The sequence below is a fragment of the Polyangium mundeleinium genome (assembly GCF_028369105.1).
Classification (GTDB): domain Bacteria; phylum Myxococcota_A; class Polyangia; order Polyangiales; family Polyangiaceae; genus Polyangium; species Polyangium mundeleinium.
In genome coordinates this window covers 1,619,796-1,645,789 of the sequence record NZ_JAQNDO010000001.1, presented here as the reverse complement: position 1 = coordinate 1,645,789, position 25,994 = coordinate 1,619,796, and the positions used below count along the sequence as shown (strand labels likewise).

General features: G+C 70.3%; 28 protein-coding genes. 12 read left to right on the top strand and 16 right to left on the bottom strand.

Annotated features, from left to right (window positions below):
• Positions 1-106: 106 nt before the first annotated feature.
• The 7 genes from POL67_RS06835 to POL67_RS06805 all read right to left on the bottom strand — a co-directional run bounded on the left by POL67_RS06835 (position 107) and on the right by POL67_RS06805 (position 6,965).
• Positions 107-1,291, bottom strand: a complete 1,185-nt coding sequence (locus POL67_RS06835) for a thiamine pyrophosphate-dependent dehydrogenase E1 component subunit alpha (protein ID WP_271916266.1) — start codon at positions 1,289-1,291, stop codon at positions 107-109.
• A gap of 42 nt (positions 1,292-1,333) precedes the next feature.
• On the bottom strand, positions 1,334-2,140 hold the full coding sequence (locus POL67_RS06830; protein ID WP_271916265.1) for a hypothetical protein: 807 nt from the start codon (positions 2,138-2,140) through the stop codon (positions 1,334-1,336).
• Positions 2,141-2,239: 99 nt separating this feature from the next.
• A complete protein-coding gene (locus tag POL67_RS06825) occupies positions 2,240-3,439 on the bottom strand; it encodes a hypothetical protein (RefSeq protein WP_271916264.1) in 1,200 nt (399 codons plus the stop codon).
• Positions 3,440-3,574: 135 nt separating this feature from the next.
• On the bottom strand, positions 3,575-4,189 hold the full coding sequence (locus POL67_RS06820; RefSeq protein WP_271916263.1) for a DUF4149 domain-containing protein: 615 nt from the start codon (positions 4,187-4,189) through the stop codon (positions 3,575-3,577).
• Positions 4,186-5,217 (bottom strand): tocopherol cyclase family protein, encoded by a 1,032-nt coding sequence (locus POL67_RS06815; RefSeq protein WP_271916262.1) that lies wholly within the window; start codon positions 5,215-5,217, stop codon positions 4,186-4,188. The genes POL67_RS06820 and POL67_RS06815 overlap by 4 nt, the downstream gene beginning before the upstream one ends.
• On the bottom strand, positions 5,214-6,245 hold the full coding sequence (locus tag POL67_RS06810) for a HEAT repeat domain-containing protein (RefSeq protein WP_271916261.1): 1,032 nt from the start codon (positions 6,243-6,245) through the stop codon (positions 5,214-5,216). Before POL67_RS06810 ends, POL67_RS06815 begins: the two co-directional genes overlap by 4 nt.
• Positions 6,246-6,305: 60 nt before the next feature.
• A complete protein-coding gene (locus POL67_RS06805; RefSeq protein ID WP_271916260.1) occupies positions 6,306-6,965 on the bottom strand; it encodes a hypothetical protein in 660 nt (219 codons plus the stop codon).
• Between the two features lie 184 nt (positions 6,966-7,149).
• On the opposite strand from POL67_RS06805, the gene POL67_RS54510 reads away from it, so the two are divergent.
• The 6 genes from POL67_RS54510 (at position 7,150) to POL67_RS06780 (ending at position 13,473) form a co-directional block, all read left to right on the top strand.
• The gene (locus tag POL67_RS54510) at positions 7,150-7,377 is read left to right on the top strand and encodes a 4Fe-4S binding protein (RefSeq protein ID WP_506333363.1); all 228 of its coding nucleotides are present in this window, start codon (positions 7,150-7,152) and stop codon (positions 7,375-7,377) included.
• The gene (locus POL67_RS06800; RefSeq protein ID WP_276075460.1) at positions 7,323-7,586 is read left to right on the top strand and encodes a 4Fe-4S dicluster domain-containing protein; all 264 of its coding nucleotides are present in this window, start codon (positions 7,323-7,325) and stop codon (positions 7,584-7,586) included. The genes POL67_RS54510 and POL67_RS06800 overlap by 55 nt, the downstream gene beginning before the upstream one ends.
• A gap of 23 nt (positions 7,587-7,609) precedes the next feature.
• A complete protein-coding gene (locus POL67_RS06795; RefSeq protein WP_271916259.1) occupies positions 7,610-8,371 on the top strand; it encodes a hypothetical protein in 762 nt (253 codons plus the stop codon).
• A gap of 97 nt (positions 8,372-8,468) precedes the next feature.
• Positions 8,469-9,389 carry a hypothetical protein gene (locus POL67_RS06790; protein ID WP_271916258.1) on the top strand — a complete coding sequence of 307 codons (921 nt, stop codon included), beginning with the start codon at positions 8,469-8,471 and terminating at the stop codon, positions 9,387-9,389.
• A 37-nt stretch (positions 9,390-9,426) separates the two neighbouring features.
• The gene (locus POL67_RS06785) at positions 9,427-11,412 is read left to right on the top strand and encodes a protein kinase domain-containing protein (protein ID WP_271916257.1); all 1,986 of its coding nucleotides are present in this window, start codon (positions 9,427-9,429) and stop codon (positions 11,410-11,412) included.
• 66 nt (positions 11,413-11,478) lie between these two features.
• The gene (locus tag POL67_RS06780; protein WP_271916256.1) at positions 11,479-13,473 is read left to right on the top strand and encodes a monovalent cation:proton antiporter family protein; all 1,995 of its coding nucleotides are present in this window, start codon (positions 11,479-11,481) and stop codon (positions 13,471-13,473) included.
• A 9-nt stretch (positions 13,474-13,482) separates the two neighbouring features.
• Here POL67_RS06780 and POL67_RS06775 read toward each other — a convergent pair whose 3' ends face one another.
• The 5 genes from POL67_RS06775 to POL67_RS06755 form a co-directional block, all read right to left on the bottom strand.
• A complete protein-coding gene (locus tag POL67_RS06775; protein ID WP_271916255.1) occupies positions 13,483-14,169 on the bottom strand; it encodes a hypothetical protein in 687 nt (228 codons plus the stop codon).
• Positions 14,170-14,202: 33 nt separating this feature from the next.
• Complete coding sequence (locus tag POL67_RS06770) at positions 14,203-16,656, bottom strand: ATP-binding protein (protein ID WP_271916254.1); 2,454 nt, start codon at positions 16,654-16,656, stop codon at positions 14,203-14,205.
• A gap of 43 nt (positions 16,657-16,699) precedes the next feature.
• On the bottom strand, positions 16,700-17,539 hold the full coding sequence (locus tag POL67_RS06765; protein WP_271916253.1) for an MlaE family ABC transporter permease: 840 nt from the start codon (positions 17,537-17,539) through the stop codon (positions 16,700-16,702).
• Positions 17,532-18,062, bottom strand: a complete 531-nt coding sequence (locus POL67_RS06760) for a hypothetical protein (protein ID WP_271916252.1) — start codon at positions 18,060-18,062, stop codon at positions 17,532-17,534. Before POL67_RS06760 ends, POL67_RS06765 begins: the two co-directional genes overlap by 8 nt.
• An 89-nt stretch (positions 18,063-18,151) precedes the next feature.
• Positions 18,152-18,967: a rhomboid family intramembrane serine protease gene (locus POL67_RS06755; RefSeq protein ID WP_271916251.1), complete on the bottom strand. Its 816-nt coding sequence runs from the start codon at positions 18,965-18,967 to the stop codon at positions 18,152-18,154.
• Between the two features lie 107 nt (positions 18,968-19,074).
• Between POL67_RS06755 and cysS the strand changes: the two genes are divergently transcribed.
• Together cysS and POL67_RS06745 are read left to right on the top strand one after the other, a co-directional pair.
• Positions 19,075-20,649, top strand: coding sequence for a cysteine--tRNA ligase (gene cysS / locus POL67_RS06750; RefSeq protein WP_271916250.1), 1,575 nt, complete (start codon positions 19,075-19,077; stop codon positions 20,647-20,649).
• A gap of 120 nt (positions 20,650-20,769) precedes the next feature.
• Positions 20,770-21,741, top strand: coding sequence for a DnaJ C-terminal domain-containing protein (locus POL67_RS06745; RefSeq protein ID WP_271916249.1), 972 nt, complete (start codon positions 20,770-20,772; stop codon positions 21,739-21,741).
• Positions 21,742-21,769: 28 nt separating this feature from the next.
• Here POL67_RS06745 and POL67_RS06740 read toward each other — a convergent pair whose 3' ends face one another.
• Positions 21,770-22,102 carry a hypothetical protein gene (locus tag POL67_RS06740; RefSeq protein ID WP_271916247.1) on the bottom strand — a complete coding sequence of 111 codons (333 nt, stop codon included), beginning with the start codon at positions 22,100-22,102 and terminating at the stop codon, positions 21,770-21,772.
• A gap of 67 nt (positions 22,103-22,169) precedes the next feature.
• Positions 22,170-22,502 carry a hypothetical protein gene (locus POL67_RS06735; protein ID WP_271916246.1) on the bottom strand — a complete coding sequence of 111 codons (333 nt, stop codon included), beginning with the start codon at positions 22,500-22,502 and terminating at the stop codon, positions 22,170-22,172.
• Between the two features lie 229 nt (positions 22,503-22,731).
• Between POL67_RS06735 and POL67_RS06730 the strand changes: the two genes are divergently transcribed.
• The 4 genes from POL67_RS06730 to POL67_RS06715 all read left to right on the top strand — a co-directional run bounded on the left by POL67_RS06730 (position 22,732) and on the right by POL67_RS06715 (position 25,217).
• On the top strand, positions 22,732-23,091 hold the full coding sequence (locus POL67_RS06730) for a PEGA domain-containing protein (RefSeq protein WP_271916245.1): 360 nt from the start codon (positions 22,732-22,734) through the stop codon (positions 23,089-23,091).
• 265 nt (positions 23,092-23,356) lie between these two features.
• Entirely contained in the window at positions 23,357-24,166 is an 810-nt protein-coding gene (locus POL67_RS06725) for a hypothetical protein (protein ID WP_271916244.1), read from the top strand.
• Between the two features lie 74 nt (positions 24,167-24,240).
• Positions 24,241-24,651 carry an AMP-binding protein gene (locus POL67_RS06720; protein WP_271916243.1) on the top strand — a complete coding sequence of 137 codons (411 nt, stop codon included), beginning with the start codon at positions 24,241-24,243 and terminating at the stop codon, positions 24,649-24,651.
• Positions 24,652-24,806: 155 nt separating this feature from the next.
• The gene (locus POL67_RS06715; RefSeq protein WP_271916242.1) at positions 24,807-25,217 is read left to right on the top strand and encodes a hypothetical protein; all 411 of its coding nucleotides are present in this window, start codon (positions 24,807-24,809) and stop codon (positions 25,215-25,217) included.
• An 85-nt stretch (positions 25,218-25,302) separates the two neighbouring features.
• On the opposite strand, the gene POL67_RS06710 is transcribed toward POL67_RS06715, so the two are convergent.
• Positions 25,303-25,686, bottom strand: coding sequence for a hypothetical protein (locus POL67_RS06710; protein WP_271916241.1), 384 nt, complete (start codon positions 25,684-25,686; stop codon positions 25,303-25,305).
• A 7-nt stretch (positions 25,687-25,693) separates the two neighbouring features.
• The gene (locus tag POL67_RS06705; protein ID WP_271916240.1) at positions 25,694-25,924 is read right to left on the bottom strand and encodes a hypothetical protein; all 231 of its coding nucleotides are present in this window, start codon (positions 25,922-25,924) and stop codon (positions 25,694-25,696) included.
• Positions 25,925-25,994 lie beyond the last annotated feature (70 nt).

Below are 25,994 nucleotides of genomic sequence, written 5' to 3'. Positions count from 1 at the left end.
CCCCTTTTGGGCGCGGATTACCATGTCGAGGGAAAGGTGGGGTCGGAAAAAGCGGTAGACCAGAGGCCAGGCGGGTTTGGGGGGGTTCTCGGACCCCCCATCGTTGCTAGTGCCCGCCGCCGCCGTCGTGCGAGCCCGGGTGGGGGCGGTTCGCCAGGACCTCGGCGCGTTGCTCGGCGAGGTGCCACGGCAGCTCCGCATACACGTCGTCGAAGAGCGTCTCGCGCGCAGGCGGGCCGAGCGCCTCGACCTCCTGGATCGCCGCGCTGATCTCGGCCATGAGCCCGTCCTCGAGCGCCGCCTCCTCCGCCTCGTCGAGCAAGCCCCGGTGGACGAGGTGACGGCGCAGGCGCACGATCGGGTCGCGCTGCGCCCACGTGTCGACCTCCTCCTGCGAGCGATACCGCGTGGGATCGTCGCTCGAAGAGTGCGCGCCCATGCGGTAGGTCACGGACTCGATGAACGTGGGCCCGCCGCCGGCGCGCGCGCGGGCGACAGCGTCGCTGACGACACGGTAGACCGCGAGCACGTCGTTTCCATCGACGCGCACCGAGGGGACGCCGTACGCGCGGCCCTTCACTGCGAACGTGGGCGACGCCGTCTGTTTCCCCGCGGGGACGCTGATCGCCCAGTGGTTGTTTTGACAAACCAGGACGCAGGGGACCTTGAAGACGCCCGCGAAGTTCAGGGCGTTGTGGAAGTCGGGCTCGCTCGTGCCGCCGTCGCCGACGAAGCCGAGGACGACGCTGCGGTCCTTGCGCATCTTCGCGGCCCAGGCAGCGCCGACGGCGTGCGGGAGCTGCGTGGCCATGCAGCTCGACCACGCGACCTGGTTCACGGCGCGGCCGCTCATGTGCGAGGGCATCTGCCGGCCCTTGAGCACGTCGCCCGCGTTGCCGAAGTACTGCGCGATGTAGCTCTTGAGCGGGAAGCCTCGCACGAGCATGATCGCGCTCTCGCGCAGGGCCGGGAACACCCAGTCTTCACGCTCGAGCACGAGGCCCGTCGCGATCGGCGTCGCCTCCTGGCCGCGACACTCGCCGGCGAAGTGGATGCGGCCCTGGCGCTGCAGGAGCATCATGCGCGTGTCGATGAGGCGGACGCGCTTCATCTCGCGGTAGGCGCGGAGGAGCACGTGCGGGGACAGGCCGGGGTCGGTCGCGGGATCGGCGCTGCCGTCGTCGCGGAGCACGCGGAGGAGCCCGAGATCCGGGGCCTCGGCGGCGCGGGGAGCCGGCGTCGCGGACGCCTCCATCGCGGCCCCGTGCGCCTCAACGTCGTGGTCGTGCATGCGGGCGAACCTAGCGCGAATCCGCCCGGGTGTAGAGGGGCTTCAGGGGCGGCAGACGCCGTAGAGCGGCGTGTCGGGGGTGCAGGTCTGGCCCGCGGGACAGCCGCCCTTGCCCGGCTCGAGGTCCTGCCAGCCCATGTTCAGGCAGCTATACCGGCAGACCGAGTCGCAGCGCTGGGCCTCGCTGCAGTCGTTGATGGCGTCGCACGGCTCCCCCTCAGCGGCGAACTTCCCCGACGGCGGGACACAAAGCGCAAGCTCGTCCTCGAGCACGGTCAGGCGGCATTCGGTGTCCTCGTCGCACTCCTTCCCGTCGAAGAGCGTGCAGGAGGGGGCGAAGTTGCAGGTCCAGATCCGCTTCGAGCCGTAGTTGAGACGGACGCTGCACTTGGCGCTGCCGCAGAAGAACGCGGGCTCGCTCTGGCAGCAGACGGGCGTACAATAGCCAAAGACGCAATAGAGGCCGGCCGCGCACTCGCCGAAGGACGCGGTGCACCTCGCGCCGACCCCCTTCACGCCGCCGCCGCCCTCGCAGACCGTGCCCGTGCCGAGCGAGTTCGGCCGGCACGTCTCGTTCGCGCCCTCGCAGTCCTGCGCGAGCAGGTTGCAATCCGACTGGGTGACGTCGCCAAAGTCCGTGCACATGGGGAGCGCTCCCCCGGTGCCCGACGACGAGGTCGTCATGCCCCCGTCGCCGCCCATGCCGCCAACGCCGCCAACGCCGCCCGTGCCGCCAACGCCGCCCGTCCCCGCGGAGCCGCCCGGAGGGGTTTCGGTGCCCGGACAACCGAGGAGGAGCCCGGCCGAGAGCAAGACGAGGACGAGAGAAGCCAAGCGGATCGGCGACATGGCGCGACGATACCATGAGCGGCGTCGAGGCTTCGAAAAGGAAGAAGCCGCAGCGATCCCGCCGCGGCCTCTTCGAGATGCATCAGCGTCTGCGAGGGCTCAGGGCATGCCGCCCATGCCACCGGCGCCACCGGCACCACCAGCGCCGCCCATGCCACCGGCGCCGCCCATGCCACCGGCGCCGCCCATGCCACCGGCGCCGCCCATGCCGCCGGCGCCACCCATGCCACCACCGCCGCCAGAGCCGCTATCGGGCGCCAGCGTGCCGAGCGGGTACTTCGACTCGAGGCAGTACGAACCTTCCTTCGTCTCGGTGCAGGTCGTGCCCGCGATCTGCGCGCAGTCGGCCTGGCCATTCGGGCACTCGAGCGAGAAGAAGCAGAAGCCCGTGCCGCCAATGGTGCGGCACCAGAGGCCCGGCGCCGCGCAATCGTCCTGCTGGTCGCAAGCGTTCGAGCAGAAGCCGTAATCCCCGGCGCCCGAGCAAAGCTCGCCCTGGGGGCAGTTCGGCACGGCAGGCGGGATCAGGCAAAGGCCCTCCTCGAGTCCGCCGCACTCTCCCTGGATCGGATCCCCGCCGAGCACGCAGTAGCCGGAGCAGAAGCCCTTGCCGCCGGGGAGGCCGCCGACGCAGAGGCCCGTGCTGCATTCGGCGCCCATCGGATCACAGATTTCGCCGAGCTGCTTGCCAGGAACCTCCTCGCCGATGCACACGCCGGGCGTGAGCTGGCAGTAGCGGTTGTCGCCGCACGCGAGATCGTTGCTGCACGTGGGCAGACAGATGTCGCCGTCGGAGCGGCGCTGGCAGCGAAGGTCCTCGCGGCCGTGGCACTTGAACGGATCGAGATCGGCGAACGGGTTGAAGCCCCCGCTGAAGCCAGGTCCGATCTCGCAGCCGAGCACGCAGCGCCCCTCGGTCGCGCTGTTGTCCGGGCCCTTGTAGCAAATGCTGCCGACGCCCGGACAGTCGCCGCTCTTCGCGCAGGGCTTGCTGCAATACCCATTCTGCGGGCCGCCCAGGAAGACCGGGTCGTCCGTGCCCGCCACGATGCAGGTCCCGGGGGCACAGTCGGAGTCGGCCGTGCAAGCCTCGCCGAGCCAGTCGCCCGAATCGACCGTGCCGCCCGTGCCGCCCGTGCCGCCAACGCCGCCGACGCCGCCCGCGCCGCCAACACCACCCGCGCCGCCGGTGCCGCCTGGGCCGGTGTTGCTATCGTCGCCGCAGCCCGTGCTGTTGACCGCGAGCCCGAGGCTCAATCCAAGGGTCGTCAGGACCCACCATGCGCTCTTCAATTTCATCGGCCGCCTCCACGCGAACGAAAAGAAAGACCAGGCCACCCGCGTGACGGGCAGCAAACCTCGCCTTCCGGAAGGCGGAATCATACCTTCTGCGTCGCGCGAGGGCCAGCCGCTCGGCCCTTCGGGAAGGGCGCGTCAGTCGTCGCGAGGGCCAGGCGGCAAGGGCGCGACCGCCTCTTCGTCGTCTTCCTCGTCGTCCGGTTTCCGCGGCTGGATGGTGAAGACGCTGAGCACGACGAGGCCGAAAGCCATCCCCATGCCGATCTTCCCGAAGAGCTCCGCGCGCTTGTGGACAGCTTCGAGGACCTGGCCCTGCGGCGTGTCGTCGCGCTGCACGTTTTGCCTGTGCAGCTCGTTGATGCGCGGCGAGAGCGAGAGGGCGACGTAGGCCGCGGAGACGGCCATGAAGAGCGTGCACGAGCGGCGCAGGCGCGAGAGGATCGTGCGGCCGCGGCGACGCGCGGCGAGCGTGCGCGTGACCTCGGCAGCGAGCACCGCGAGCGCCGCGCCGAGGCCCACCACGTCGAAGCGCGCGAAGACCGCGCCCATCACGTCGCCCGCGATCGGCCGGGGGAGCATGCCGAAGACGATGGGCGCCGCGCCGGCGCCGAGAGCGATCATGCCGCCGATGTACACGCCACCGGCGAGGACGGCGACGAGGGCCGCGACGCGGTCGACGACGGCGAGGAGACGGTCCCGCTTTTCCTGCGGATCGGGGGCCAGATCGGCCTCGGTGAAGGTGTCGTTCATACGTGCATCCTCACGCCGTGGTCGGCGTCGCGCGTGCCGATCTCGAGCGCGGCGGCGTGGCTCTTCACGACGACGGGCGGCCGGCCCGACGCCTCGAAGCGCACATGCGCGCGCGCGAGCTTGCTGTTCAAGCAGTACGTCATGGGGCCGTCCGGGTTCGGATAGTAGAGGCCGACCATGTCGTCCGTCTCCGCCTCGAACGAGCCCTCGATACGCGCGGCGCGGCTCTCGGCGGAGAAGCTGTAGCGACGCAGCCCGACGTCACCGTGCGCGCGGGCGATCTCGAGCGGGCCGTTCCACGTGTACGTCACGCCGCGGAAACGCGCGCAGACGAGCGTGACGAGCGGCGTGAGCACGGGGCCCACGCGAACGCGGCCGGAGAGCGCTTCCACGACGAGTTCCGCTTCGCTCTCCCACGTGTTGACATGGCACCAGGCATAAAGATCGGCGTGCCCGCGGCCCCAGTTGTGCCCCTGCATGCCGCGCCAGTTCGAAAGGTCCCAGCGCTCGCCATCGACCTCGACCTCGCCGGAGAACACGAGGTCCGGGTACGGCGTGAGCGTCTTCGATTTGGGAAATTTGCCGCGGTACATCGAGGCGTGCGGGAACGGAACGAACGGGCTCGCCTCGCCCTCGAAGCGAAGGTCCCAGCGAATCGCGTGCTCCCGCCGCGCGATGCGACCGTGGGTCTCGCCGGGCCGGATGCGCATGCGCTCCTCGGAAGCGCCGCCGGCCACGGGGAGGCTCCACGCAACGTCGAGGCCCTCCTTGCCGAAGAGCGCGTCCGCGAAGGGGAGCACGTGCTTGACGGCGACGTGTTTGCTCTGCCCGCCGCGGCGATCGAACGCGACCGCCCAGCCCTCGGCGAGAGCGCGGCCAGGCTCGCGCGCGGAGGCGAAGATCGTGGCCTTGATCCAGAGCGCGCGATCACCCGCAGGGTCGTTCGCTTTGAGGAAGTAGCTCTCGACGTGATCGGCGCCGGCCGCGGGATCGAAGCGGACGGCGTTCGGCTCTCTCGGTTCGTTCATGCCGGTTCGTCCTCCGCGAGCGCGAGGAGGGCCTCGCTCACGGCGTGCGGGTCGGCCCGCGAGGGATCCCCTTCCATCGCCGCGAGGATCGTGCGGGCCGAGCGGATGCGCGCGCGCCCCACGGCGGCGACCGCGAGCGTGCGCTTGTTGCGATCCCACGAGCCGAGCTCGCTGACGATCTCGCGCGTGGCGCGCGCGTGGCCCATGCTCGCCAGCGCGACGCGCGCGTGCCAGGAAAAACGGTCGCGGCCCAAGCCGAACGCGCCGCCGAACGCGCGCCGCTCGAGCCCCACGCGCGCCTCTTCCAGGCCGAGTGCTCCTGCGAGCTCGATCGCGGCCGCCTCGTCCTCGGCGTCCTCCGTCTTGATCGAACCGTTCACCACCGACGCGAGCACCTTCGCCCCTGCCTGATCCCCGGCGCGGCCGAGGACCACGGCCGCGGCGACGCGCACCGTGGGGGAGCTGTGATCGACGAGCGCGCGCGCTCTTGCGACGAGGATCGGATCGACCACGTGGGCGCCCTCCTCGCCGCCGATCTCCTCGGCCATGCGGAGCGCGATGTGGCAGACGAGCGGGTCCGCATCACGCGTGCGGGCGGCGAGCGCCTCCACGACGGACGCGCGATCCGTGCAAACGCGGGCGTACGCGATGACGGCCTGGAACCGCACCTCTGCGCGGGCGTCTTCGAGCGCGCGGGCGAGCCTTTGGGCCGCGCGGCAATCGCCGATCTCGCCGAGTGCGGTGAGGGCCATCTGCCGCACGTGGACGTCGTCGTCTTCGATGGCGACGAGCAGGGCGGGCAGCGCTTCGTTCGCGCCCACGTCGGCGAGCCCGAGCGCGGCGGCCGAGCGGACGGGCGCGGCTTCGTCGGAGAGCGCGCGTTCGAGGGCGCGCACGACCTGGCTGCGTGCCTCCTCGGCGTGGCGGACGAGGTCACGCACGGCATCCTCGCGCACGGCGGCTTTGGACGAGCCCACGTCGCGGAGGGCGGCGTCGAGGGTACGGGGAAGCGCGGGCGCCCGAAACATGCGCGCCGAGGCTAGCACGGCGGGTGCCGGTTCACTTCCCGCGGATCGTCCGGAAAGACCTCAGGGACCGCCGCCAGCGCCGCCAGCGCCGCCAGCGCCACCGGCTCCGCCTGCACCCCCGGCGCCTCCAGCTCCGCCTGCACCACCCGCTCCGCCTGCACCACCCGCTCCACCGGCACCTCCGGCTCCGCCCGCGCCTCCGGCTCCGCCTGCGCCTCCGGCCCCCGTGGGGACCCAGGGCGGCGGCGGTGCGGGCGCCTCGGAGGGCAGGCAGATCTGCGGAATCTCGATCGACACCGGCGGCGGCGGGATCTTCACCACGCAGATGCGCTCGGCGATCGGCTCGAAGTCGATGACCCGCGCGGCGCGCTCGGACGGACGGGCGCACTCGTAGCCGTCGCGGCAGTCGCCGTTGTCCTCGCAGCCGGCCATGCAGAACGTCCGCCCGAAGCGGCCCCAGGTCGCGTCGTCCGCGGGGCCACAGGCGGGATCGAGCTCCGCCGAGAACGCGACGCAGACCCCGTCGCCTTCCGGGCATTTGTCGGGCTCGCACCCGAAGAGCGTGCAATAGCCGCCGGGCTGGGTGCTGTCGCAGAGGCGGTCACCCGTCTGCGAGCAATCGAGCGAGTTGGTGCAGTCGTCCCCGATCTTCGGCGTGCAGCCGGCGAGCGCAGCGACGAGGGCGGCGAGGACGAGCGGGATCACGCGGGGTCGGGGCATCGCAGGGCAAGCGTACTAACGGGCCTCGGGCCGGCGTGCAACCGGGCGCCGCGGTCGACGTGAGGAGGCCGGGATCCGCCGGCCGATCGAGGTCGACCGTGGCGCGCGTGATCGGGTCTGCGGCGTTGCTCTGGACGGATGGCCCGGGGCACTGCAGGATGGGGACGCCGCTCCCTGCCCGCCCATGGTCTGGAGGGCGCGCGGCGCAGAGCCCGGGTCTTCTCGAGTGTGCGGAACGCTCGAATTGACAGCCGGGGCGCCGCCCTTTAGATACCGGGAAATTCCGGACCGCACCCCCGGAGGACGAAGCAACCCCATGGCTACCTATATCACCGAAGATTGCATCAACTGCGGCGCTTGCGAACCGGAGTGCCCAACGAGGCGATCAGCGAGGGCGACGAGATCTACGTGATCGACCCCGAGCTCTGCACCGAGTGCGTGGGCTTCTACGACCACGAGGCTTGCCAGGCGGTTTGTCCGGTGGAGTGCTGCTTGCCCGACCCGAAGCGCGTGGAGGACGAGAGCGCGCTCATCTCGCGGGCCTCGCGCCTGCACCCGGATGACGGCGAGCTCAAGAAGAAGGTCGCCGCAAACGACTACCCCTCCCGTTTCCGCAAGTAGCCAAGAGGAGCGCCGCTTCCGAGGTGCATCCGCCCACGGCCCGCCCCCAGCTCCGGCTGTTCGCCCTCGCGCTCTGCGCGCTGGGCCTGGGTGGTTGTGGCGGCGGCGCTCCCCTCCTTCACCCCGCACACGTCCTCACGCCCGGCAAGGTCACGCTGGGCGCTGGTTTGTCCGGCCGGCCCGTCCTCGCCGCGCTCCCGAGCGCGCCCGGAACGGAGGAAGCGCTGGCCGAGGGCGTCCTCCAGGATCGAACCGTCGCGCCTGCCGTCGCGCCGTGGGTGGGCGCGCGCGTCGGCATCGCGGGATCGAACGAGGCGGGGCTCACGTACTCGGGGCGGGCGGTTCGTCTGGACGGACGGCATGCGTTCACGTTGACCAAGAGCGTCGCGCTCTCGACGGGGCTCGGCGGCGAGCTGATCCTGTCGGGACGGCCGAGCGGGGGCGACGACGGCGGCTCGCTGCTCGGCGGGGGGCTCGACGTGCCGCTGCTCATCGGCTGGAAGAGCACGGGGGAGCTTTATTCGGGGTGGATCGGCCCGCGGGCGGGGATCTCCTGGGTGCGCGGGACCTACCCTGCCGCGGATCTGGACAAGCCGACGACGCTCGCGGGCGAGCACGTCCGGGTCGGGATGGTGGCCGGGCTGCGGCTCGGGTTCCGTCACGTGCACGTGGCCCTGGAAATCGGCGGGGACTGGCACAGGGTCTCGGGCCGCCTGGGCGCCACGGACGTTTTGTTCAATCAGTTTTCGCTGACCCCAGCGGGCGCCCTGATCCTCGGCTTCTGAGCATTTCGCGCGAATTTCGGCCGAGAATCGGTCCCCAGAGGAGCGACCTCGGGCGAGGCGCTTGCCCACCCCGCGGACCCACCATAAACTGGGGATCATGCGCTCCTCGAACGTCCCGCTGCCCGCGCTCCTCGCCTCTCTCGGCGTCGTCGTGGGCGGTTGCTCGGCTCCCGTGGCCGACGCCGACGAGATCACGAGCGCGATCGGGTCCACGACCGAGGCGATCGTCCTCGTCGAACGCAGCGCCGCCGAGGGCGAGTTCGTCCAGACGAACGTGTCGGCGAAGTTCATGCGCCTCGCGTCCGGCGCAGATCCCGGTCTGGCCGAGCGCGTGGTCGGCGGATCGTGGCTGGAGCTGCCGGCCGCAGGCGAGTGCATCGCTCTCACGCCGTTCGCCGCAGCCGAGGATTCCGATGCGCTCGCCGCGCTCGGCACGATCGAGCTGCTCGACGTGGGTGACCTGTCGATCCAGACCGGGACGACGCGCATGCCGCTGGCGACGCGTGCGTTCCCGGACGTGGGCGCGTTCGTCTCGGGTGTGTTCTACACGTCGCGCGACGCGCAGAGTGATCTGCCGGCGCCCGCGCGGTACGTCCTCGAAGGCACGGGCTCGGCGACGCTGAATCCGTTCTCGATCGAGGCCGACGCGCCGAGCGCGCCGGAGCGGGTTCGTCTGGGAGAAACCGCGCTCGCCGAGGGCGTGGTGTTCGAGGAAGGGGCGGCGGCGACGTTGCGGTGGAGCGCGAGCGAGGCGCCTGCAGTGGGCGACCTCGTCTACGTGGATCTCACGGCGTCGAGCGGCACGGGCATTCGTTGCGCCTACAACGATTCCGGCGAAGGCGTGATCCCGCAGTCCGTGCTCGGCAAGAAGACCTGGGGCGCGCTGCCCGCGACGGTCGCGCTCTCGGTGCACCGCATCCGCCAGGGCGGCTTCGCGGCCACGGGGATCGACGCGGGTGAGCTCCGGTTCGACCTGTCCGTCGTCGGCCGCGCGACGATCGTATCGACGTCGCCCTGACGAACGTTCATCCGGCCAAACCAGCGGGGACCGATCGATGAACCCCGACGAGCGCGAGACGGCAGAGCGTTCCCGGAGGCACGCGGAGGCCTCGCGCCGGCTGGAGGAGGCGTGTGATTTCGCGGGAGCGGCGCGGGAAGCGCTGCTCGCGGGGGACGCGCGGCGGGCGGCGCGACTGGCCGCGCTCGGGGGCGACGAGGCGACGGCGCGGGAGGCGATCGCGCGCATCGTGGAGCGGCTGCCGAGGGAGGTCGCGCTCGCATCGGCGTCGGATCTCGCGTCGCGGGGGTTCAGCAAGTACGCAGGGGCGCTCTACGCGCAGCTCGGCGACCACGCGGAGGCAGCGAGCGCGTTCGTCGCGGCCGGTGAGGTGCTGCGCGCAGCCGAGAGCTTCGAGCGCGCGGGGCAACCGGCCGAGGCGGCGCGCGCGCTCGAAAGCGCGCTCCGGCAGCGGCCGGAGGACGCGGCGCCGCGGCTCGCGCTGGGCGCGCTGCTCGCGCGGCATGGGCGGACCGAGGGAGCGATCAAGGCGCTGCAGCAGATCGACGTGTCGGCGCCGGAGCGGGCTGCAGCGCTGCCGCTGCTCGCGCGGTGCTTCGAGGAGGTGGGCCTCGCCGAGGCCGCGCGGGAGGCGCGCGCGGAGATGGCGCGGCTCGGGGTGCACGAGGAGCCGCCCGCGAAGGATGCGCCAAGCGGGTCGGTCCGGAAAAACGAGCGGCGCGGCGGAAGCGTCGTTCTTTTCGGCCGCTACGAGACGACGCGGGAGATCGCGTCGTCGGCGCATGCGCGGCTCGTCGAGGCGATCGATCGGATCAGCGGCGAGCGCGTCGCGGTGAAGATCTTCAGCGGGCTCGTCGAAGGCGCGGGGCGCGACGCGCTGCAACGCTTCGAGCGAGAAGCACGCGCGCTCGAACGGCTACGCCATCCGAACGTGGTGCCGCTCCATCAGTACGTGCCCGAGGGGCCGGCGATGGTGCTCGCGTTCATGCGAGGCGGGTCGCTCGCGGACAAGATGCGCGAGGGGCCGATGGCGCCGGCGCGCGCTGTGGAGATCGCCTGTCTCCTTCTGACGGCGCTCGGCGAGGCGCACCGGCTCGGGATCCTGCACCGCGACGTGAAGCCTGCGAACGTGCTCTTCGACGACGCAGGCACGGCGATGCTCTCGGACTTCGGCGCGGCGCACCTCGGCGACCTGTCGAGCACGGCGACGGCCGGCGCGATCGGCACGTACGCGTACATGTCGCCCGAGCAGAGGCTCGGTCGTCCGGCGGGGATCACGAGTGATCTCTACGCGGTGGGCGCCGTGCTTTACGAGCTGCTCACGGGCGAGGCGGCCGAGCCTACGCGCGGGCGGTTTCGCGAAGGAGCGCCGAGCGAGAAGAACCCGGAGCTCGGGGCGGAGCACGACGCCGCCGTGGCCGCGCTCCTCGCGGACGAGCCGGATCGCCGGCCGGAAGACGCATTCGAAGCGCGGCGCGCGCTCTCGGCGTTGCGCTGGCCGGAGGCGCTTCCTCGACGATGGGCCACGCCGAACCCGAGCGAGCGGCCCGCCGCGCCGAGGGAGGGCGAGCGCCTCGGTCCGCCGCTCGCGCTCGGCGACGGGCGCGACATGGCGAGCCTGCGCCACGACGCGTGGCTCGAGCGCGAGGTGCTCGTGATCCCGATGGACGAGGCATCCCTCGCCCGCGCGCGCGCCTTCGCGCGGACCGGGTCTCCCGCGCTGCCGACGGTGCTGCGCGTGGATCGAGCGGCCGGTGAGATCTGGGTGGCGCCGCCGCTCGGCAAGGCGCTCGCGGATGCGCCGCGGGCGATCGACGCGGCGGCGATCGAGCGGCTTCGGCAGGCCCTCGTGGCGCTCGCGGCCGTGGGTGGATCGCACGGCCACATCGACGCGCAGCACGTGTACTGGTTTGACGGAGAGATCGAACTCGCCTGGCCGCGAAAGCCTGCCCCACCGGACGCGGCCGAGAGAGACCTCGCGGCGATCGAGGCGCTCACGCGCGGGACGCCGCTTTCGCGCTGAGCCCCGCGCGCGCTTCCTGCATCCACGTCTCGCACGGGCGCGCAGCACGCCCCGGCGCGACGGACCATGGAGCAGCTCCCGATCCTCCGAGATCTCGCGATCATTTCGATCGTCGGCGTCCTCGTCGTCCTCGTGCTCGGCCGCGTGCGTCTGCCCGTCGTCGCAGGGCTCCTGCTCGCAGGCGCGTTCATCGGCCCCACGGGCTTCGGCCTGCTCAGCGATGCGCACCGCATCCAATCGCTCGCCGAGATCGGCGTCGTGCTCCTGCTCTTCGGCATCGGCCTCGAGTTCTCGCTCGAACGACTGCGGCAGATCGCCAAGACCGTCACGATCGGCGGCTCGCTCCAGGTGGGCCTCACGATCCTCGCGTCGGTCCTCTGCGCGCGCCTCGCGGGACAGACGTACGCCCGCGGGATCCTCTTCGGATTTCTGTTCGCGCTCTCCAGCACCGCGCTCGTGCTCCGCACGCTCGCCGAGCGCGGCGAGGTCGACGCGCCGCACGGCCGCTTCATCGTCGGCGTGCTGATCTTCCAGGACCTCTGCGTCGTGCCGATGGTGCTCGTGATCCCGATCCTCGCTGGCAAATCCGGCGGGGATCCAGCGCATGATCTCCTGCTCGCGCTCGGCAAGGCCGCGCTGCTCGTCCTGGTCACGGTGGTCGTGGCGCGTTCGCTCGTGCCGCGCTTCTTCGCGCTCGTGGACCGCGTGCGGAGCCGCGAGCTCTTCCTCATGGCCGTGCTCGGCATCTGCCTGGCGACGGCGTTCCTCACGTCGCTCGCGGGTCTCTCGCTCGCGCTCGGCGCGTTCCTCGCGGGCATCCTGCTTGCGGGCAGCGAGTACGCGCACCGCGCGATCGGCGACGTCCTCCCCCTGCGCCACGCGTTCACGAGCCTGTTCTTCGTCTCGCTCGGCATGCTGCTCGACGCGCACGTCCTCCTCGAGAGGCCGCTCTCGGTGGGGCTTTATCTCGCCGCGTTCGTCGTTGGAAAAGGGTTCATCGCGACGCTCTCGGCCCTGTCGATGCGCTTCCCCGCGCGCGTCGCGTGGCTCGCGGGCGTGGGGCTCGCGCAGTTCGGCGAGTTTGGCTTCGTGCTCGCGACGCTCGCCGAGCGGAACGAACTCATCACGCCGAGCGAAGATCGGGCGCTCCTCGCGGCAGGCGTGCTCAGCATGATCATCACGCCGCTCGCGATGCACCTCGCGCCGCGCGTGCGCGCCGGGGAAAAGATCCTGAAGCCGCTCGAACGCCTGCTCGGCGCGCGCGGCATCGACGAGCCGATGCCCGAGCACTCCGCGCTCTCGGAGCACGTCATCATCGTGGGGTACGGCGTGGCCGGGAAGATGCTGGCGCGCGCGCTCGCCGAGACATCGGTGCCGTACCTCGTGCTGGAGCTGAACGCGGAGACCGTGCGCGCCGCGCGGGAGGCCGGCGAGCCCGCGTATTACGCAGACGTCACGAGCCCCGAGGCGCTCGCGAGCGCGCGCGTCGAGCATGCCGCGGCGCTCGTCCTGCTCATCAACGACCCCGAGGCCACGCGCCGCGCCGTGGCCGCCGCCAAGCAGAGCGCGCCGAAGATCCCCGTCCTCGTACGCGCGCACTACATCGCCGCGGACCGCGCGCTCGCCGAGCTCGGCGCCGAGGAGGTGGTCTTCGAGGAGCTCGAAGCCGGGCTCGAAATGATCGCGCGTGTGCTGCGCCGGCGCGGCATCCCGCGGAACGTGATCATCGAGCGCGTGAACGTCGCGCGCCGCGAGAGCAAGGGGCTCTTCATCCGGAAGCAGACGCTGCAACGGCCCACGCTCGCGACGTTGCCCGAGCTCGGCGAGCTCAAGGTGGAGACGTTCCTCGTGCGGCACGGATCCTTCGCGTGCAGCAAGAGCCCGCTCGACCTCGACTTGCGCCGCAAGACGGGCGCGAGCCTCGTCGCGATCCGCAGAGACGGATCCCTCTGCGAGGACGTCACCGCGACCGCGCCGTTTCGCGAGAACGACGTGCTCTACCTCGTCGGCAAGCTCGTCGCGATCGAGAGCGCGGTGCGCCTGCTCGACGAGGGGGACTAGACGGAAAGCTCAGGCAGCCTTGCGCCGGCGACGCTCACGCACGAGGCGCACGGCCGCGCGCACGCCGAGGCCCGCGCCGAAGAGCAAGCCGAGCGACGAGGGAACACCCGCCGCCCACACCACGATCGGGATCGGCGGCCGCGTCGGACACGTCGAGCGCAACACGAAGCGGCACGCGTTCGCCCCGTCGACCTCCTCACGCGCAGCGGTGGTCTCCGGCGTCTCGGGCAGCGCTCGCAGCGCTCCCGACGCGATCAGCCACGCCGCGGCCGCCTCCTGATCGGCCGAGGCCTCCCGCGGCACGTGGTTCTTCATCGCCGCCGCGAGCGCGCGCGCCCGCGCCGCGGGCTCGATCTCCGCGAACGCCGACGCGAAGGCCGACGCCACCGGCGTCGAGATGCGCCCGAGGCAAACCACGGCCCGATCCTCGGCCGGCCGCAGGTACACCGTGCTCCCCTCCGACGTCATGTGAGGGATCGAGCCCATGACGGGCTCCTCGCGCGTGAGCCCGCGCCGCGCGCTGAGCACGCACGGCGGCAAGCGCGGCGGCTTCCGCAACCACACCGCGGCGTACTGCAAGTACGACACGATCGCGGCCGCGAGGCCGAGCGCGGAGAGCACGAGAAGCGCGGCGGTCACGTGGCGCGCGCGACGCCCCCGCGCGGGCTCGGCCGAAGGGGACTCGGACGCGCTCATGGGCAACGCTTTTGCTCGCCGATCCCGGGCATGTCAACCGCGGAGCGCCTCGCCCGGGGTCTGCGCGACCTTCACCCAGACCGAAGCCGCTTGCGGCTGGCCCATCGCCGCCGACAGGTACGCGAGGAACCGCGCGCAGGCTTGCTCGGCCTGCCGATCCGACGCCTCGCGGGCGCGCGCGAGCGCCGTGAGCGTCTCCATGAGCGCGCGATCCATGTCGCCCGCCGACGCGAGCGCGATGCCGTAGGACAGGAGCGCACGCGCACGCGCGCGCGGCGAGCTCGCCGCATCCTTCGCTTCCTTCAGCCTGCGCAGCGCCTCGCCGGACTCGCCGCGGTTGAGCAGGACGAACGCGCCCATCCGCTCGACGAGCGTGTCGTGCTCTCCCGTCACCCGGAGCCGCACGAGGATGTCCTCCAGCGTCTCGATGTCGCCCTCGACGAGCGCCTGGCGCAGGAGCTTCGACAGACGCTCCGCCATCACCACGGGATCCTCGACCGCTTCGGGATCCTCGCCGAGCGCCGCGACCGCCTCCGCCAGCGAGGTTTTTGCCGGCGGCACGGACCCCAAGAGGCCCTCGCCCCCCGCGTTCAGGCTGTCGGGCGAGAGCGAGCCGAGCGACAACGGCGGGTGAGGATCGGAAGCGCGCATCTGTCCCCCCTCCCCCATCGCCGCCTCGATGATCGACGCGATCGAGAGCTCCTCGGCGCGCGGGTCCACGAGCAGCTCGCCCTCGTCCGAGAGCTCCGGCACTTGCACGTCCGGATCGAGGCTGCGCGCCTCGTCGATCAGCGCCGCCGCCGCCCTCCGCAAGCCAGCGCCCGCCGCCGCGAGCGCCGCCTCCGCCGCGAGCACCGCCGCCGAGGCTCGCTCCCCCGCGACGGCCGCGTGATACGCCGGCTCCGCGAGCCCGAGCGGCCCCACGTTCTGCTCCAGCACGCGCCCGGCCATGCGATGCCAGAGATCGCGCGTCCCCGCGTCGAGCAGCCCGATCAGCGCCCGCGCCGTCGTCCTCGTCGTGATCGCCAGCCATCCTTCTTCCGGCCGGTACGCCCATCCCGCGCCGACGAGCGCGTCCTCCACGACCGCCACGCGCGCGCCTGCGCCCGCCATCAGCGTCGACACCGCGTCCACGATCTCGTTCGGCACATCCGCGCCGAGCAGCGCGACGCCCACGAGCGCCGCCCGCTCCCCGGGTTCGAGCCACGTCGCGCGCCGCGCGATCCACTCGTGCGCAGGCGCCGGCGCGCCTCGACCGCTCACGCGATCCCGCGGCTCGGCCACATCCCCGACCCAGCGCAGCTCGCCCGTCGCGAGCCCCTCCGCGAGCGCCTCGCGGATCCCGAGCGGCATCCCTTCCCCGCGACGCGCCCACCTCTCTGCGGCTTCCTGCGTGATCGCGCCGCCGCAAAACGCGCGCGTGAGCTCCACGGCCGCCTCCTTCGGCAGCGGGCCGAGCTTCACCTCCGCGACCACCGGGATCGACGACAGCACCTCGGGCAGCGCCTCCTCCACGTCGAGCCGCACGACCGACCGGAAGAACCCCGGCGGCGGGATCGCCAGCGACACCACCTCCAGCGTCGCGATGTCGACCAGCGTCACGTCATCGACCGTGAGCAGCCCCGATCGCCCGTCCACCGGCGCGAGCCACGCATCCACGAGCTCCGCGGCGGTCCGCGGGTCGAGCCCTTCCCCCGCCAGGAGCTTGTCGAGCGCTGCGACGAGCGCCTCCGGCAGCTCGGGCGCCTCTCCCCGCGCGAGCGAACGCGCGAACGCGTTGCGCAACGCCCCGAGCGGCTCGCGTGGCAAGAACGTCGGCGCGATCCGCAGCGACCGCGGCGGCGCGAGCCTGTGCGCGAGCTCCTGGAGCAGACGTGTCCCGCCCGCGCCCGGCGCTGCCCGCAAAAGACCTGCACATCCGAGCGGCACCGAGAGCTTGCGCAGATCCTCCTCGCGCCCGACGAGCTCCGGCGCGGCCACGAGCCTGTGCACGTTCGCCAGCGTGTCGCCCCGCAGCGGCGCGTAGATGTCGAGCCGCAGGCCTCGAACGATCGAGCCGTCCGCGGCGCGCCCCCGACGCAGGCCCGCCGTCACGAGATCGCCGGCCTGCACCGCCGCGAGGTCCGGATCGAGCAGCACCTCCCCGGGACGCGCGATCAGCGCGAGCCGCTCGGCGCGGACGAGCGGCGTTCCCCACGCGAGCTCGCCCGGCTCCCCGAGCGCTTGCATCGCGCCCTGCGCGAGGCCGATCCGCAGGGGCTCGCCGTCTTGCGCTTCGGCCACCTGTTCGAGCGTGAACCCGAGCGCCTCGTCGAGCGCCTCGGCCGCAAAGTCGAAGCTGAACGCCTCGCCGCTCCACGCGCACAACGCGCCTCCATGGGCCTCCGCGCGCTTCCGGATCGCAAGCGATCTCTCGAGATACCCCGATCCGGAGCTCGCCGCCGGGCCGCTGGGCCCGCGGAAGCTCACCACGATACGTTCCGCCACGCGCGCATCGTCTCTCATCGCGCCCGGCTGTCAAAGGGGGTTCTCAGCCGAAAATGATGAAGCCGAGTTTCGTGAGCACGAAGTCCGCCACGAGGATCGAGATCGAAACGCCCACTACGGCCCGCGTCGTCGACTGCCCCACGCCCTCGGTGCCGCCGCGCGTGATCATGCCGAAGTGACAGCCCACGAGCGCGATGATCGCTCCAAAGAACGGGCACTTCATGAGCCCCATCCAGAAGTCGCGAAAGTTCATCGAGCCGAGCGCGGAGCGAAGGAAAAACCCCCACGGGATGCCGAACTGCCAGTCGCAGATGAGCATCGCGCCCGAGAAGCCGATCACGAGCGCCAGCGCACCGAGCACCGGCATCACGATGACGCAGGAGATCAACCGCGGCACCACGAGCTTCTTCATCGGGTCGGCGCCGAGCGCGCGGATCGCGTCGATCTGCTCCGTCACGGCCATCGAGCCCACCTCGGCCGCGATGCCCGATCCGATCCGACCTCCCACGATCACCGCCGTCAACGTCGGCGCGAGCTCGCGCGAGAACGACAAGCCGATGACGCGGCCCGTGTACTCCATGCCGCCGAACTTCTGCAGGCCGAAGGCGAACTGCACCGCCATGACCATGCCCGTGAAGAGCGCCGTCGCGCACGCGATGCCGAGCGAGCGTATGCGCTGCTCCATCTGGTGCATCGTCGATTGGAGCTCGAACGGTCTCTGGAACATCGCCGCGAACGTCTCGCGCGTCATCCGCCCGAGCTGCCCGAGGTGCACGAGGAAGTTCATCCCCCGCTGCACGAGCCGCTCGTAGAACGGCGGCTCCGGCGGCAGCCCCGGCAGCGACTTCGGCTTCTGCGACTCCACGCCGGACTGGCTACTCATCGGCCGGCACCGTCGCGAAACCCTTGACGAACTCCCGGAACGGCCCGACCGCGGCCGGGAAGCCCGCGGGGTCCGCGATGCAGTAGAGGTCGTAGACGCAGCCGTCCTTCTTCAGGACCCACACGTCGAACTGCCGCGGCACGCCGTCGAGCTTCGCCGTCACCACCGTGTGCAGCGCCTCCCGCCCGTCGAACGGCACGACCTCCTCCGTCACCACCTCGCGGTCCGTGAACTGCAAGAACAGGTGCTGCACGAGCGAACGGAGCGGCACGTCCTCGCCGTCCACCTTGCAACGACCCGAGGCGGCGATCATCGCGTCGTTCGCCGTGTCCTCGAACGCGAGGGCCTCGCCGTCGAGCTCGATCCGCTTCCACGTCGAGGGCGGCGTCGGCACCTGAAAGGCGTAGCCGCGCCCTCGGTACACCGAGCCCGTAAAACTCGGCCCTGCGCAAGCGCCGATCCCGGAAAGCGCGAGGCAGAAGCCGAGCATGAGCGCTCGGGGGCGACGAAAGGGCATTCCCATCGCGCGGGCGAAGCTAACACGCCCTCCGAGGTGTCTCCGGCGGAAACCGACGACCTGACCATGCTGTGACGAACTGCGTAGTTCGTTTCTCACCAGCCCCAAGGGTCCCGGCTCGGGGGCCGTCGCGGCGGCGGCGCGCCGTAGGGCGGGCCGGAGGGGGATTTGGGCCTCTGGGCGGGCGGCCGGAACTGGGACCAGCGGTCGTGATCACGGCCTGTCTTGTCGCGCATGAACAGGCGGACGAGCAGCGCGCCCGCAACGAAGCCGCCGAGGTGCGCGAAGAACGCGACCCCGCTGCCCGTCCCGCCGAGCGACCCGAGCCCGCTGAAGAGGTTCAGGACGAAGTACTCGAGGATGATCACCCAGGCCGGGAGCTCGAAGAAGAGCCCGAAGAACAGCCAGAGCGGGACGATCGGGTTCAGCACCGTGATCGGCGAGCGCGGGTAGAGCGACCCGTATGCCGCGAGCACGCCCGAGATCGCGCCCGAGGCGCCGACCATGGGCACGACCGACGACGGGTTCACCACGACCTGCGCGAGCGCCGCGGCCATGCCGCAGAGGACGTAGAAGAGCGCGTAACGCCGGCTGCCCATGGCGTCCTCGACGTTGTCGCCGAAGATCCAGAGGTAGAGCATGTTGCCGCCGAGGTGCGCCCACCCGGACGGATCGTGCATGAACATGCTCGAAAACATCGTCGGCAGCGCGGCGAGCGGCTCGTGCACGAGCCGCGCGGGCACGAGGCCGTACTCCATGAGCAGGTCGTAGGCCCTCGCCTCGTTCCCGCGGGGTCCGGCCACCGAGAGGAGCGCCTGCGTCCACACGAAGACGCAGATGTTCGCGATGATGATCAGCCAGTTGACGTAGGGGGGACGCCGAGCCGGCAGCCGGTCTCGAAGGGGCAGCATGGCGGGACTGGCTTACCATGCGCACGCCATGCCGGCCCTTCAAGGACACGAGGGTCCGCCTTCCCCCTCGTGACAGGCGTGGATCATGCTGGTAGACGGAGAACGCGATGCCTCCGATCGGCCTACGCCTCCACGACACGATGACCGGCAAGCTGACCGAGCTGGTCCCGAAAAGGGCCGGCGAGGTACGCGTCTACTGTTGCGGCCCCACCGTCTACGACGTCGCGCACGTCGGCCACGCCCGCGCCGCGCTCGCCCCCGACGTGCTCGTGCGGCACCTGCGCAGCCAGGGCGTGCGGGTCGTCTACGCGCGGAACGTGACGGACGTCGACGACAAGATCCTCGCGCGCTCCCGGGAGAACGGCGAGACGCCGCTCGACCTCTCGGCCCGCATGGCGGCGCTCTACCAAGAGGACATCCGCGCGCTCGGCTGCCAGGACCCGGACCACGAGCCGCGTGTCTCCGACTCGATCGCCGACATCGTCCGGATCATCGAGACGCTCATCGCGAACGGCAACGCGTACGTCGCCGACATGCCGAACGGCTCGAAGGACGTCTACTACGCGGTCCGCTCCTTCGCGCAGTACGGCAAGCTCTCGCACCGGCACATCGAGGACCTCTGCTCGGGCGCGCGCGTCGAGGTCTCCGAGCAGAAACACGACCCGCTCGATTTCGCGCTCTGGAAGGGCGCGGGCGAGTGCACGTGGGGCTGGGACAGCCCGTGGGGGAAAGGCCGCCCCGGCTGGCACATCGAGTGCTCGGCGATGAGCGAGCGCTACCTCGGCTACGGCTTCGACGTGCACTGCGGCGGGATGGACCTCATCTTCCCGCACCACGAGAACGAGATCGCGCAGAGCGAGGCCGCGCATCCGGGCGAGGGGCCGTTCTGCTCGCTCTGGATCCACAACGGCTTCGTCAACGTCGACAAGGAAAAGATGGCGAAGTCGCTCGGCAACTTCGTCACGATCCGCGACGTCTACCAGCGCAACGACCCCGAGGCGCTGCGCTACTTCCTGCTCACGGTGCACTACCGCGGCCCGATCGCCTTCGAGACGGAGAAACGCGACGACGGACGGGTGGTCTTCCCGGGCATCCTGGAGGCGGAGCGGCGGGTCGATTACCTCTACCACACGCTCGGCCGGCTCGGTTCGCTGGCCGAGCTCGCGAAGGGCGCCACGGGCGGCGACGATGCGCCGGCGCCGACGATGCGTTTGCCGCGCGAGATGGCGCCGATGATGGACCTCGCGTCGGCCGCGCGCGGCAAGGTCGACACGGCGCTCGACGACGACCTCAACACGCCTGTCGCGCTGGCGGTCGTGGGCGAGCTCGCGCGGGCGGGCAACGAGCTCGTGGACCTCGCGCAGAAGCGCCGCAAGGACCCGGAGATCGCGAAGGCGGCGCCGCTCGTGGCGAAGATGCTGGCGCGCGCGCTCTGGTCCACGGTCGAGCCGCTCGGCATCTTGCAGACGCCGATGGATGTCTACCGCACGCGCACGCAGGCGCGCCGGCTGGCGATCATGGGCAAGACGGCGGAGGAGATCACGACGCAGGTGGAGGAGCGGCGGCAGGCGCGGCAGGCGAAGGACTTCGCGCGGGCCGACGTGATCCGCAAGGAGCTCGAGGCGCTCGGGATCGAGGTCGCGGACAACCCGACCGGGACGACCTGGCGCATCGGCGTGTAGGAACGACGCCCTCACCCCCGACCCCTCTCCCTCGCGGGAGAGGGGAGAAGAGGCCGTTCGGTCGTTTCCGACTTGCCCCCCGTGACGTAGCCACCTCCGGGATTTACCCTTCCCCGGCCCATGGCTCGTGACCTTTACTCCGTGCTCGGCGTCGCCCGGGACGCAGACGAAGACACCATCAAGAAAGCTTTCCGCAAGCTCGCCGTCCAGTACCACCCGGACAAGGCGCCTGGAAAGGCGAACGAAGCGAAGTTCAAGGAAATCAACCGCGCGAACGAGGTGCTGTCGGACAAGCAGAAGCGCGCGCTCTACGACGAGTTCGGCGAGGACAGCCTGCAGCAGGGGTTCGACCCGGAGCGCGCGCGATTCGTGCGCCAATACGGCGGAGGCCGCGGCCGAGGCGGCGCGCCCGGCGGGGCGGGCGGCGTGCCGTTCAACGTCGAGGAGATCTTCGGCGGAGGCGGCGGCGGGTCGGGGGATTTCGGCGACCTCTTCGGCAACATCGGCGACATGTTCGGCCGGGGCCGCGGGGGCGGGGCGCGCGGGGGCGTGCGGGCGCGCAAGGGCCAGGACGTCGAGAGCGAGGTGACGATCGATTTCGTGTCGGCGGTGAAGGGCACGACGGTGCAGCTCCAGCGCGAGGGCGAGGAGCCGATGACGGTGCGCATTCCCGCCGGCGCGAACGAAGGCAGCCGCATTCGTGTCCCTGGGCAGGGCGCGCCAGGCATGGGCGGCGGTCCTCCGGGGGATTTGCTGCTGACGATCCACGTGACGCCGCATCCCTTGTTCAAGCGCGAGGGGGACGATCTGCGCCTCGACGTGCCGGTGAGCATCGGGGAGGCGTATTTCGGCGGGAAGATCAAGGTGCCGACGCCGGACGGCGAGGTGACGCTGAAGATCCCGGCGCACACGCAGAGCGGCCAGGTGTTGCGGCTCAAAGGCAAAGGCGTGGCGCGCAAAGGGAAAGAGCCGGGGGATCTTTATGTGCGATTCTTGATCCAGATTCGCACGGAGGACGATCCGAGCGTGGCTGATGCGGTGAAGGAGCTCGACGTGCCGGGGGAGGAATTGCGGAGTGAATTGAGGTTCTGAAGGAGCGAACGGCGAACCGTGCGCATTTCTATCGAAATGCGCTTCCATTCAGGACATTGCTCACCGCGACGTAGCGGCTGGAGTTGCCCTTCTCCGTCACGAAAACCTTTGCCTGCTCTGCCGTCGCGTCTTTGCCGTCCTCGTCTGTTGCGATGACGTAAACGCTCTCATCAAATCTGCCCGCGTCGGGCGCATCGCGACAGCTCAGGCGCTTGCCATGGATGATAAGGAAGTTCGGCCAGATGACGCCGTGCGCATGTAGCTGCGCCGCGATCTTGGCAATGGTGCCCCACCAGGGCCGAAACTCTTGGCACTTCTTACAGCCTTCCGCGTTGATGTCCTTCGATAGTCCGATCTGCATGTGAAACCTCTCCTGTTCGTGCGTGCGCGGCAGCCGCCTGCGCTACGGAGGGCGCATGGTGGGGACACTACCATGCGGATCCTACGAGGCGGTGGAGGTTCGGCGGATGAGGTAAGCGTGGCGTGCCCCGTTTCCAGCCCACCATGTCCTCCTCCACGAGGACCGGGGACCTCCTCCACGAAGACCAGGTACCTCCTCCACGACCTCCGCGACCGCCTCCACGAAGTCCCGGACCGCCTCCGCGACCTCCGCGACCTCCTCCAGGAGGACCGGGCACCTCCTCCTCGACCTCCAGGACCTCCTCCTCGACCGCCGCGACCTCCTCCTCGACCGCCGCGACTTCCTCCACGAAGACCGGCACCTCCTCCACGAAGACCGGCACCTCCTCCACGACCTCCACGACCTCCTCCAGGAGGACCGGGCACCTCCTCCTCGACCTCCAGGACCTCCTCCAAGACCTCCGCGACCTCCTCCAAGACCTCCGCGACCTCCTCCAAGACCTCCGCGACCTCCTCCAAGACCTCCGCGACCTCCTCCAGGAGGACCGGGCACCTCCTCCAAGACCTCCGCGACCTCCTCCAAGACCTCCGCGACCTCGTATCCCGACGTAGCTCGGGTAGCATCCCCCCATGCTCCGCCGCCTCCTCGCCTCCGCCGCCCTCCTCTCCTTGCTCGCCCTCGCCGGCTGCGACGAATGCGGCGAGATCGATTGTGCTTGCTTGCAAGGCGGCATCGTCGTGACCGTCGTCGACGCGACCACGAAACAGCCGCTCGTCGGGGCCAAGGTCGCCATTGGCAACGACCTCTGCGCCCCGAATGGCCCGGACCACGTCTGCAATGTCCCCGGCGGCACCTATTCGGTGAAGGTCTCCGCGACGGGGTATGCTCCGAAAACGGTCTCCATCGTATTGCCCGAGCCGCAGGGCGAAGGCTGCTGCGTCTGCGGCGACCGCGTCGAGCAGACCGTCGAGCTCGCGCAGATGCCTTGAAAGGCGTCGTCACGATTCGAGCTCTATCCCAAAGAAATGGGGATCCTCGTTCGCCGCCGTGCGAACCGTCGTACGCGACCACGCGCAAGACGCCGACGTGGAACCCGGACGAATATTCAAAACAAAGACCAACAAAAATCGAGCTTTCTCAACGAGATAGCTCCGTCGAGACCGTTGCCATCGGCCTCGCGACGATGGTATTCGTTCCCGATTGGGAACGTCTCGGGTCATGAGGCCCCCACGATTCCCTCCCCCATCGAGGCCCATGCTTAAACGAACCCTGTTCCTCACGGCCTTCGCCTCCCTCCTCGCCTCCCCTGCGTTCGCGCAGGGCCCGACCGGCGACACCTCCGCGCCGCCGCCGCCGCCGGCCGACGCCGCCGCGCCGCCCCCCGACGCCGCCGCGCCGCCGCCCGCCGCGCCCGCCGCGCCCGCGGAGCCCCCCAAGGACGAGCCGAACGAAGAGACCCCCGAGGATCCGGGCGGCCGCGTTCGCTGGGGTGTCTCCGGCAACCTCGGATGGCACGTCCCGCAATCGATGTTCACCATCGGCGGCGAGGGCCGCATCGGCTACCAGGTCTCGAACGTCTTCAGCGCGTACGCCGCCATCGGCGGCACCGGTGGCTTCGGGTTCAGCGCCGATGTCGGATTCGAGGGCATCAACGTGGGCGTCTCGGCCATCTCGTACTGGTACGTCGGCGCCATTGCCGAGGCCATTTTCGGGAACCGATTCTACGTCGGCGGCGGCCCCGTCCTCGCGCGTGGCGCCCTCGGCGGCATCACCACCGGGGTGAGCCTCGACGGCGTCGCCGAGGTCACCGAAATCGCCTCCGCCGGCTTCAAGCCGGGCCTCAACCTTCGGTTTGGCCTCTCGACGGCGAACCCGAGCGGCCCCAGGCACCGCCGCGGCGGCTTCAATATCGGCATCGACGCGCTCTTGCTCTTCCACCCGAGCGCGCTTTTCGTGACCACCCGCGCGGACGGGCCGAACGGCAGCGCGGGCGTGTCCGTCCGGGAGAACACGCTCGGCGTCTCCCTCATCCCCATGCTCACGCTCGGCTACGATTCGCGCTGAGCCGCCACGCCCCCTTCCGTTTTCGTCCGCATCCCGGCTACCATCGCCGCGCCCACCACGAGAGGAGGCGACCGATGCTTGCCGGACGCATGATGGACTTTCCCCTCACCCTCACGCATTTCCTCGAACGCGCGCGCACCTTCTTCGGTCGCAACGAGATCGTCTCGCGCCTCCCGGACAAGACCCTCGTCCGCGGCACGTACGGCGACTTCTACCGCCGCACCGCCAAACTCGCGAACGCCCTCGCGCGCCTCGGGGTTCGGCCGGGGGATCGGGTCGCCACGCTCGCGTGGAATCATCAGCGCCACCTCGAGGTCTACCTCGGCGCGCCGGCCATGGGCGCCGTCGTCCACACCTTGAACCTCCGCCTCCACCCGAACGAGCTTGAACGGTCTCCATCGTATTGCCCGAGCCGCAGGGAGAAGGGCTGCTGCGTCTGCGGTGACATCGTCGAGCAGACCGTCGAGCTCACGCTGACGCCTTGAGATGCGTGCAAGGCGAGGTCGCCGCGTTCGTCACGGATCGAATTTCATCGCGGGAGAATCCATTCTCGATCTCAAGGAGATCACCCGAACGAACCTCGCGCGCTCCCTGTTCGTCGGTTGCGGGGCCATGCAAGCCCGTGATAGCTTGACGTTCGATGAACCTCGTCGGCTACCACAACCGGAAGCGAATGGGATATCCGCTGCTGGACCGCGGTCCGGACCGCGATCCCTTCAAGTTCATGACGAAGAAGCCCGTCGAACACCTCGTCGGCGCGACGGTGTGGGCGATCGAGGGGGTCAGAGGAGCACGGATGGAATACTTCCTCGGAGCCTGGTTCATCATCGGGGAAGCCGGACCATCCAACCATCCGTCGCTCGGGAACTACGTGCGCGGGACCGAAGGCGAAGTATTCGAACGAATGATTCGCCTTGACGACCGCCCCTGGTTCTCGCACTTCCGCACGAGCCAGGGGAACTTTGGCTTCGGCTTGTCGCCTATCCAGGAGGAATTCGTCACGCACCTCGAAGCCATCGCGGCTGCGGTCCTCCGGAGAGCGCCCGGCTGACGAGACCGTCACCGCCACTTGAACCTACACACGTACGCGACGGACGTTCAAGACGAACGCTGACGCGGACGGCCGGAGCACCTCATCAGGGCCGTAGCCCCTTCCCGGGCGTGGAGCTGGGGCCGGCATCGCTAGGACCGGCGTCGGGCGCGGGCGCTGGGGCGGGATCGATGCGCTCACACGAGGCGAAGTCATACTTCTCGTTGTTGCCGCAGAGGATGCTATTGTCATTGCAGCAGACGGCACAACTGTAACTCGCCTCCCGTCGGAAGCAGCTATAAGAGCAATCCATATCCAGTTTAATACATGTTTCAGGAATCTTGTGCGGCTTCGTCTCCTCGTCTCGGTCGCGCTCCGGCTTGTACGGGCCGCAGCCCGGGCGCGAACTTCCGAGGGCGGCCAGGACCACAAGCGCGAGCGACACCTTCTTCATGAAGACCTCCAGACCTCGAACGTTGGGGGGTTGCATGCCGCTGCTATTCCTTATTGGGACACCAGAAGAAGCTGTGGTTCTCGCCCTTCATGCAGGCATCTCGCGCTTCGTCGCAGCAACCCACGCATGCGGAGCCAGCCCCGGACTTGAAGCAATTGTTCTTGCAAGCAATCGCCTTCTTCTGGCACGGCGGCAGGTCGTCAAAATCATCCGAGCATCCGCCCATGGCAAACGACAGGGCGACGAAGGAGAGACGAACGACAAGGCTCCACATGATGCTGCTCCTGCTCCCCACGGTACTGCGCCCCACGCGTGCAGGGAAGCTTCCATTTCCGCGCACACCC

Excerpts from the sequence above, each read along its gene's own strand:
- POL67_RS06835 (WP_271916266.1), bottom strand. The coding sequence starts at position 1,291 with ATGCACGACCACGACGTTGAGGCGCACGGGGCCGCGATGGAGGCGTCC.
- cysS (WP_271916250.1), top strand. The coding sequence starts at position 19,075 with ATGCCTCCGATCGGCCTACGCCTCCACGACACGATGACCGGCAAGCTG.
- POL67_RS06725 (WP_271916244.1), top strand. The coding sequence starts at position 23,357 with ATGCTTAAACGAACCCTGTTCCTCACGGCCTTCGCCTCCCTCCTCGCC.
- POL67_RS06825 (WP_271916264.1), bottom strand. The coding sequence starts at position 3,439 with ATGAAATTGAAGAGCGCATGGTGGGTCCTGACGACCCTTGGATTGAGC.
- POL67_RS54510 (WP_506333363.1), top strand. The coding sequence starts at position 7,150 with ATGGTCTGGAGGGCGCGCGGCGCAGAGCCCGGGTCTTCTCGAGTGTGC.
- POL67_RS06720 (WP_271916243.1), top strand. The coding sequence starts at position 24,241 with ATGCTTGCCGGACGCATGATGGACTTTCCCCTCACCCTCACGCATTTC.
- POL67_RS06820 (WP_271916263.1), bottom strand. The coding sequence starts at position 4,189 with ATGAACGACACCTTCACCGAGGCCGATCTGGCCCCCGATCCGCAGGAA.
- POL67_RS06775 (WP_271916255.1), bottom strand. The coding sequence starts at position 14,169 with ATGAGCGCGTCCGAGTCCCCTTCGGCCGAGCCCGCGCGGGGGCGTCGC.
- POL67_RS06765 (WP_271916253.1), bottom strand. The coding sequence starts at position 17,539 with ATGAGTAGCCAGTCCGGCGTGGAGTCGCAGAAGCCGAAGTCGCTGCCG.
- POL67_RS06710 (WP_271916241.1), bottom strand. The coding sequence starts at position 25,686 with ATGCAACCCCCCAACGTTCGAGGTCTGGAGGTCTTCATGAAGAAGGTG.
- POL67_RS06715 (WP_271916242.1), top strand. The coding sequence starts at position 24,807 with ATGAACCTCGTCGGCTACCACAACCGGAAGCGAATGGGATATCCGCTG.
- POL67_RS06810 (WP_271916261.1), bottom strand. The coding sequence starts at position 6,245 with ATGTTTCGGGCGCCCGCGCTTCCCCGTACCCTCGACGCCGCCCTCCGC.
- POL67_RS06705 (WP_271916240.1), bottom strand. The coding sequence starts at position 25,924 with ATGTGGAGCCTTGTCGTTCGTCTCTCCTTCGTCGCCCTGTCGTTTGCC.
- POL67_RS06740 (WP_271916247.1), bottom strand. The coding sequence starts at position 22,102 with ATGCAGATCGGACTATCGAAGGACATCAACGCGGAAGGCTGTAAGAAG.
- POL67_RS06745 (WP_271916249.1), top strand. The coding sequence starts at position 20,770 with ATGGCTCGTGACCTTTACTCCGTGCTCGGCGTCGCCCGGGACGCAGAC.
- POL67_RS06755 (WP_271916251.1), bottom strand. The coding sequence starts at position 18,967 with ATGCTGCCCCTTCGAGACCGGCTGCCGGCTCGGCGTCCCCCCTACGTC.
- POL67_RS06780 (WP_271916256.1), top strand. The coding sequence starts at position 11,479 with ATGGAGCAGCTCCCGATCCTCCGAGATCTCGCGATCATTTCGATCGTC.
- POL67_RS06730 (WP_271916245.1), top strand. The coding sequence starts at position 22,732 with ATGCTCCGCCGCCTCCTCGCCTCCGCCGCCCTCCTCTCCTTGCTCGCC.
- POL67_RS06760 (WP_271916252.1), bottom strand. The coding sequence starts at position 18,062 with ATGGGAATGCCCTTTCGTCGCCCCCGAGCGCTCATGCTCGGCTTCTGC.
- POL67_RS06805 (WP_271916260.1), bottom strand. The coding sequence starts at position 6,965 with ATGCCCCGACCCCGCGTGATCCCGCTCGTCCTCGCCGCCCTCGTCGCT.
- POL67_RS06790 (WP_271916258.1), top strand. The coding sequence starts at position 8,469 with ATGCGCTCCTCGAACGTCCCGCTGCCCGCGCTCCTCGCCTCTCTCGGC.
- POL67_RS06830 (WP_271916265.1), bottom strand. The coding sequence starts at position 2,140 with ATGTCGCCGATCCGCTTGGCTTCTCTCGTCCTCGTCTTGCTCTCGGCC.
- POL67_RS06785 (WP_271916257.1), top strand. The coding sequence starts at position 9,427 with ATGAACCCCGACGAGCGCGAGACGGCAGAGCGTTCCCGGAGGCACGCG.
- POL67_RS06815 (WP_271916262.1), bottom strand. The coding sequence starts at position 5,217 with ATGAACGAACCGAGAGAGCCGAACGCCGTCCGCTTCGATCCCGCGGCC.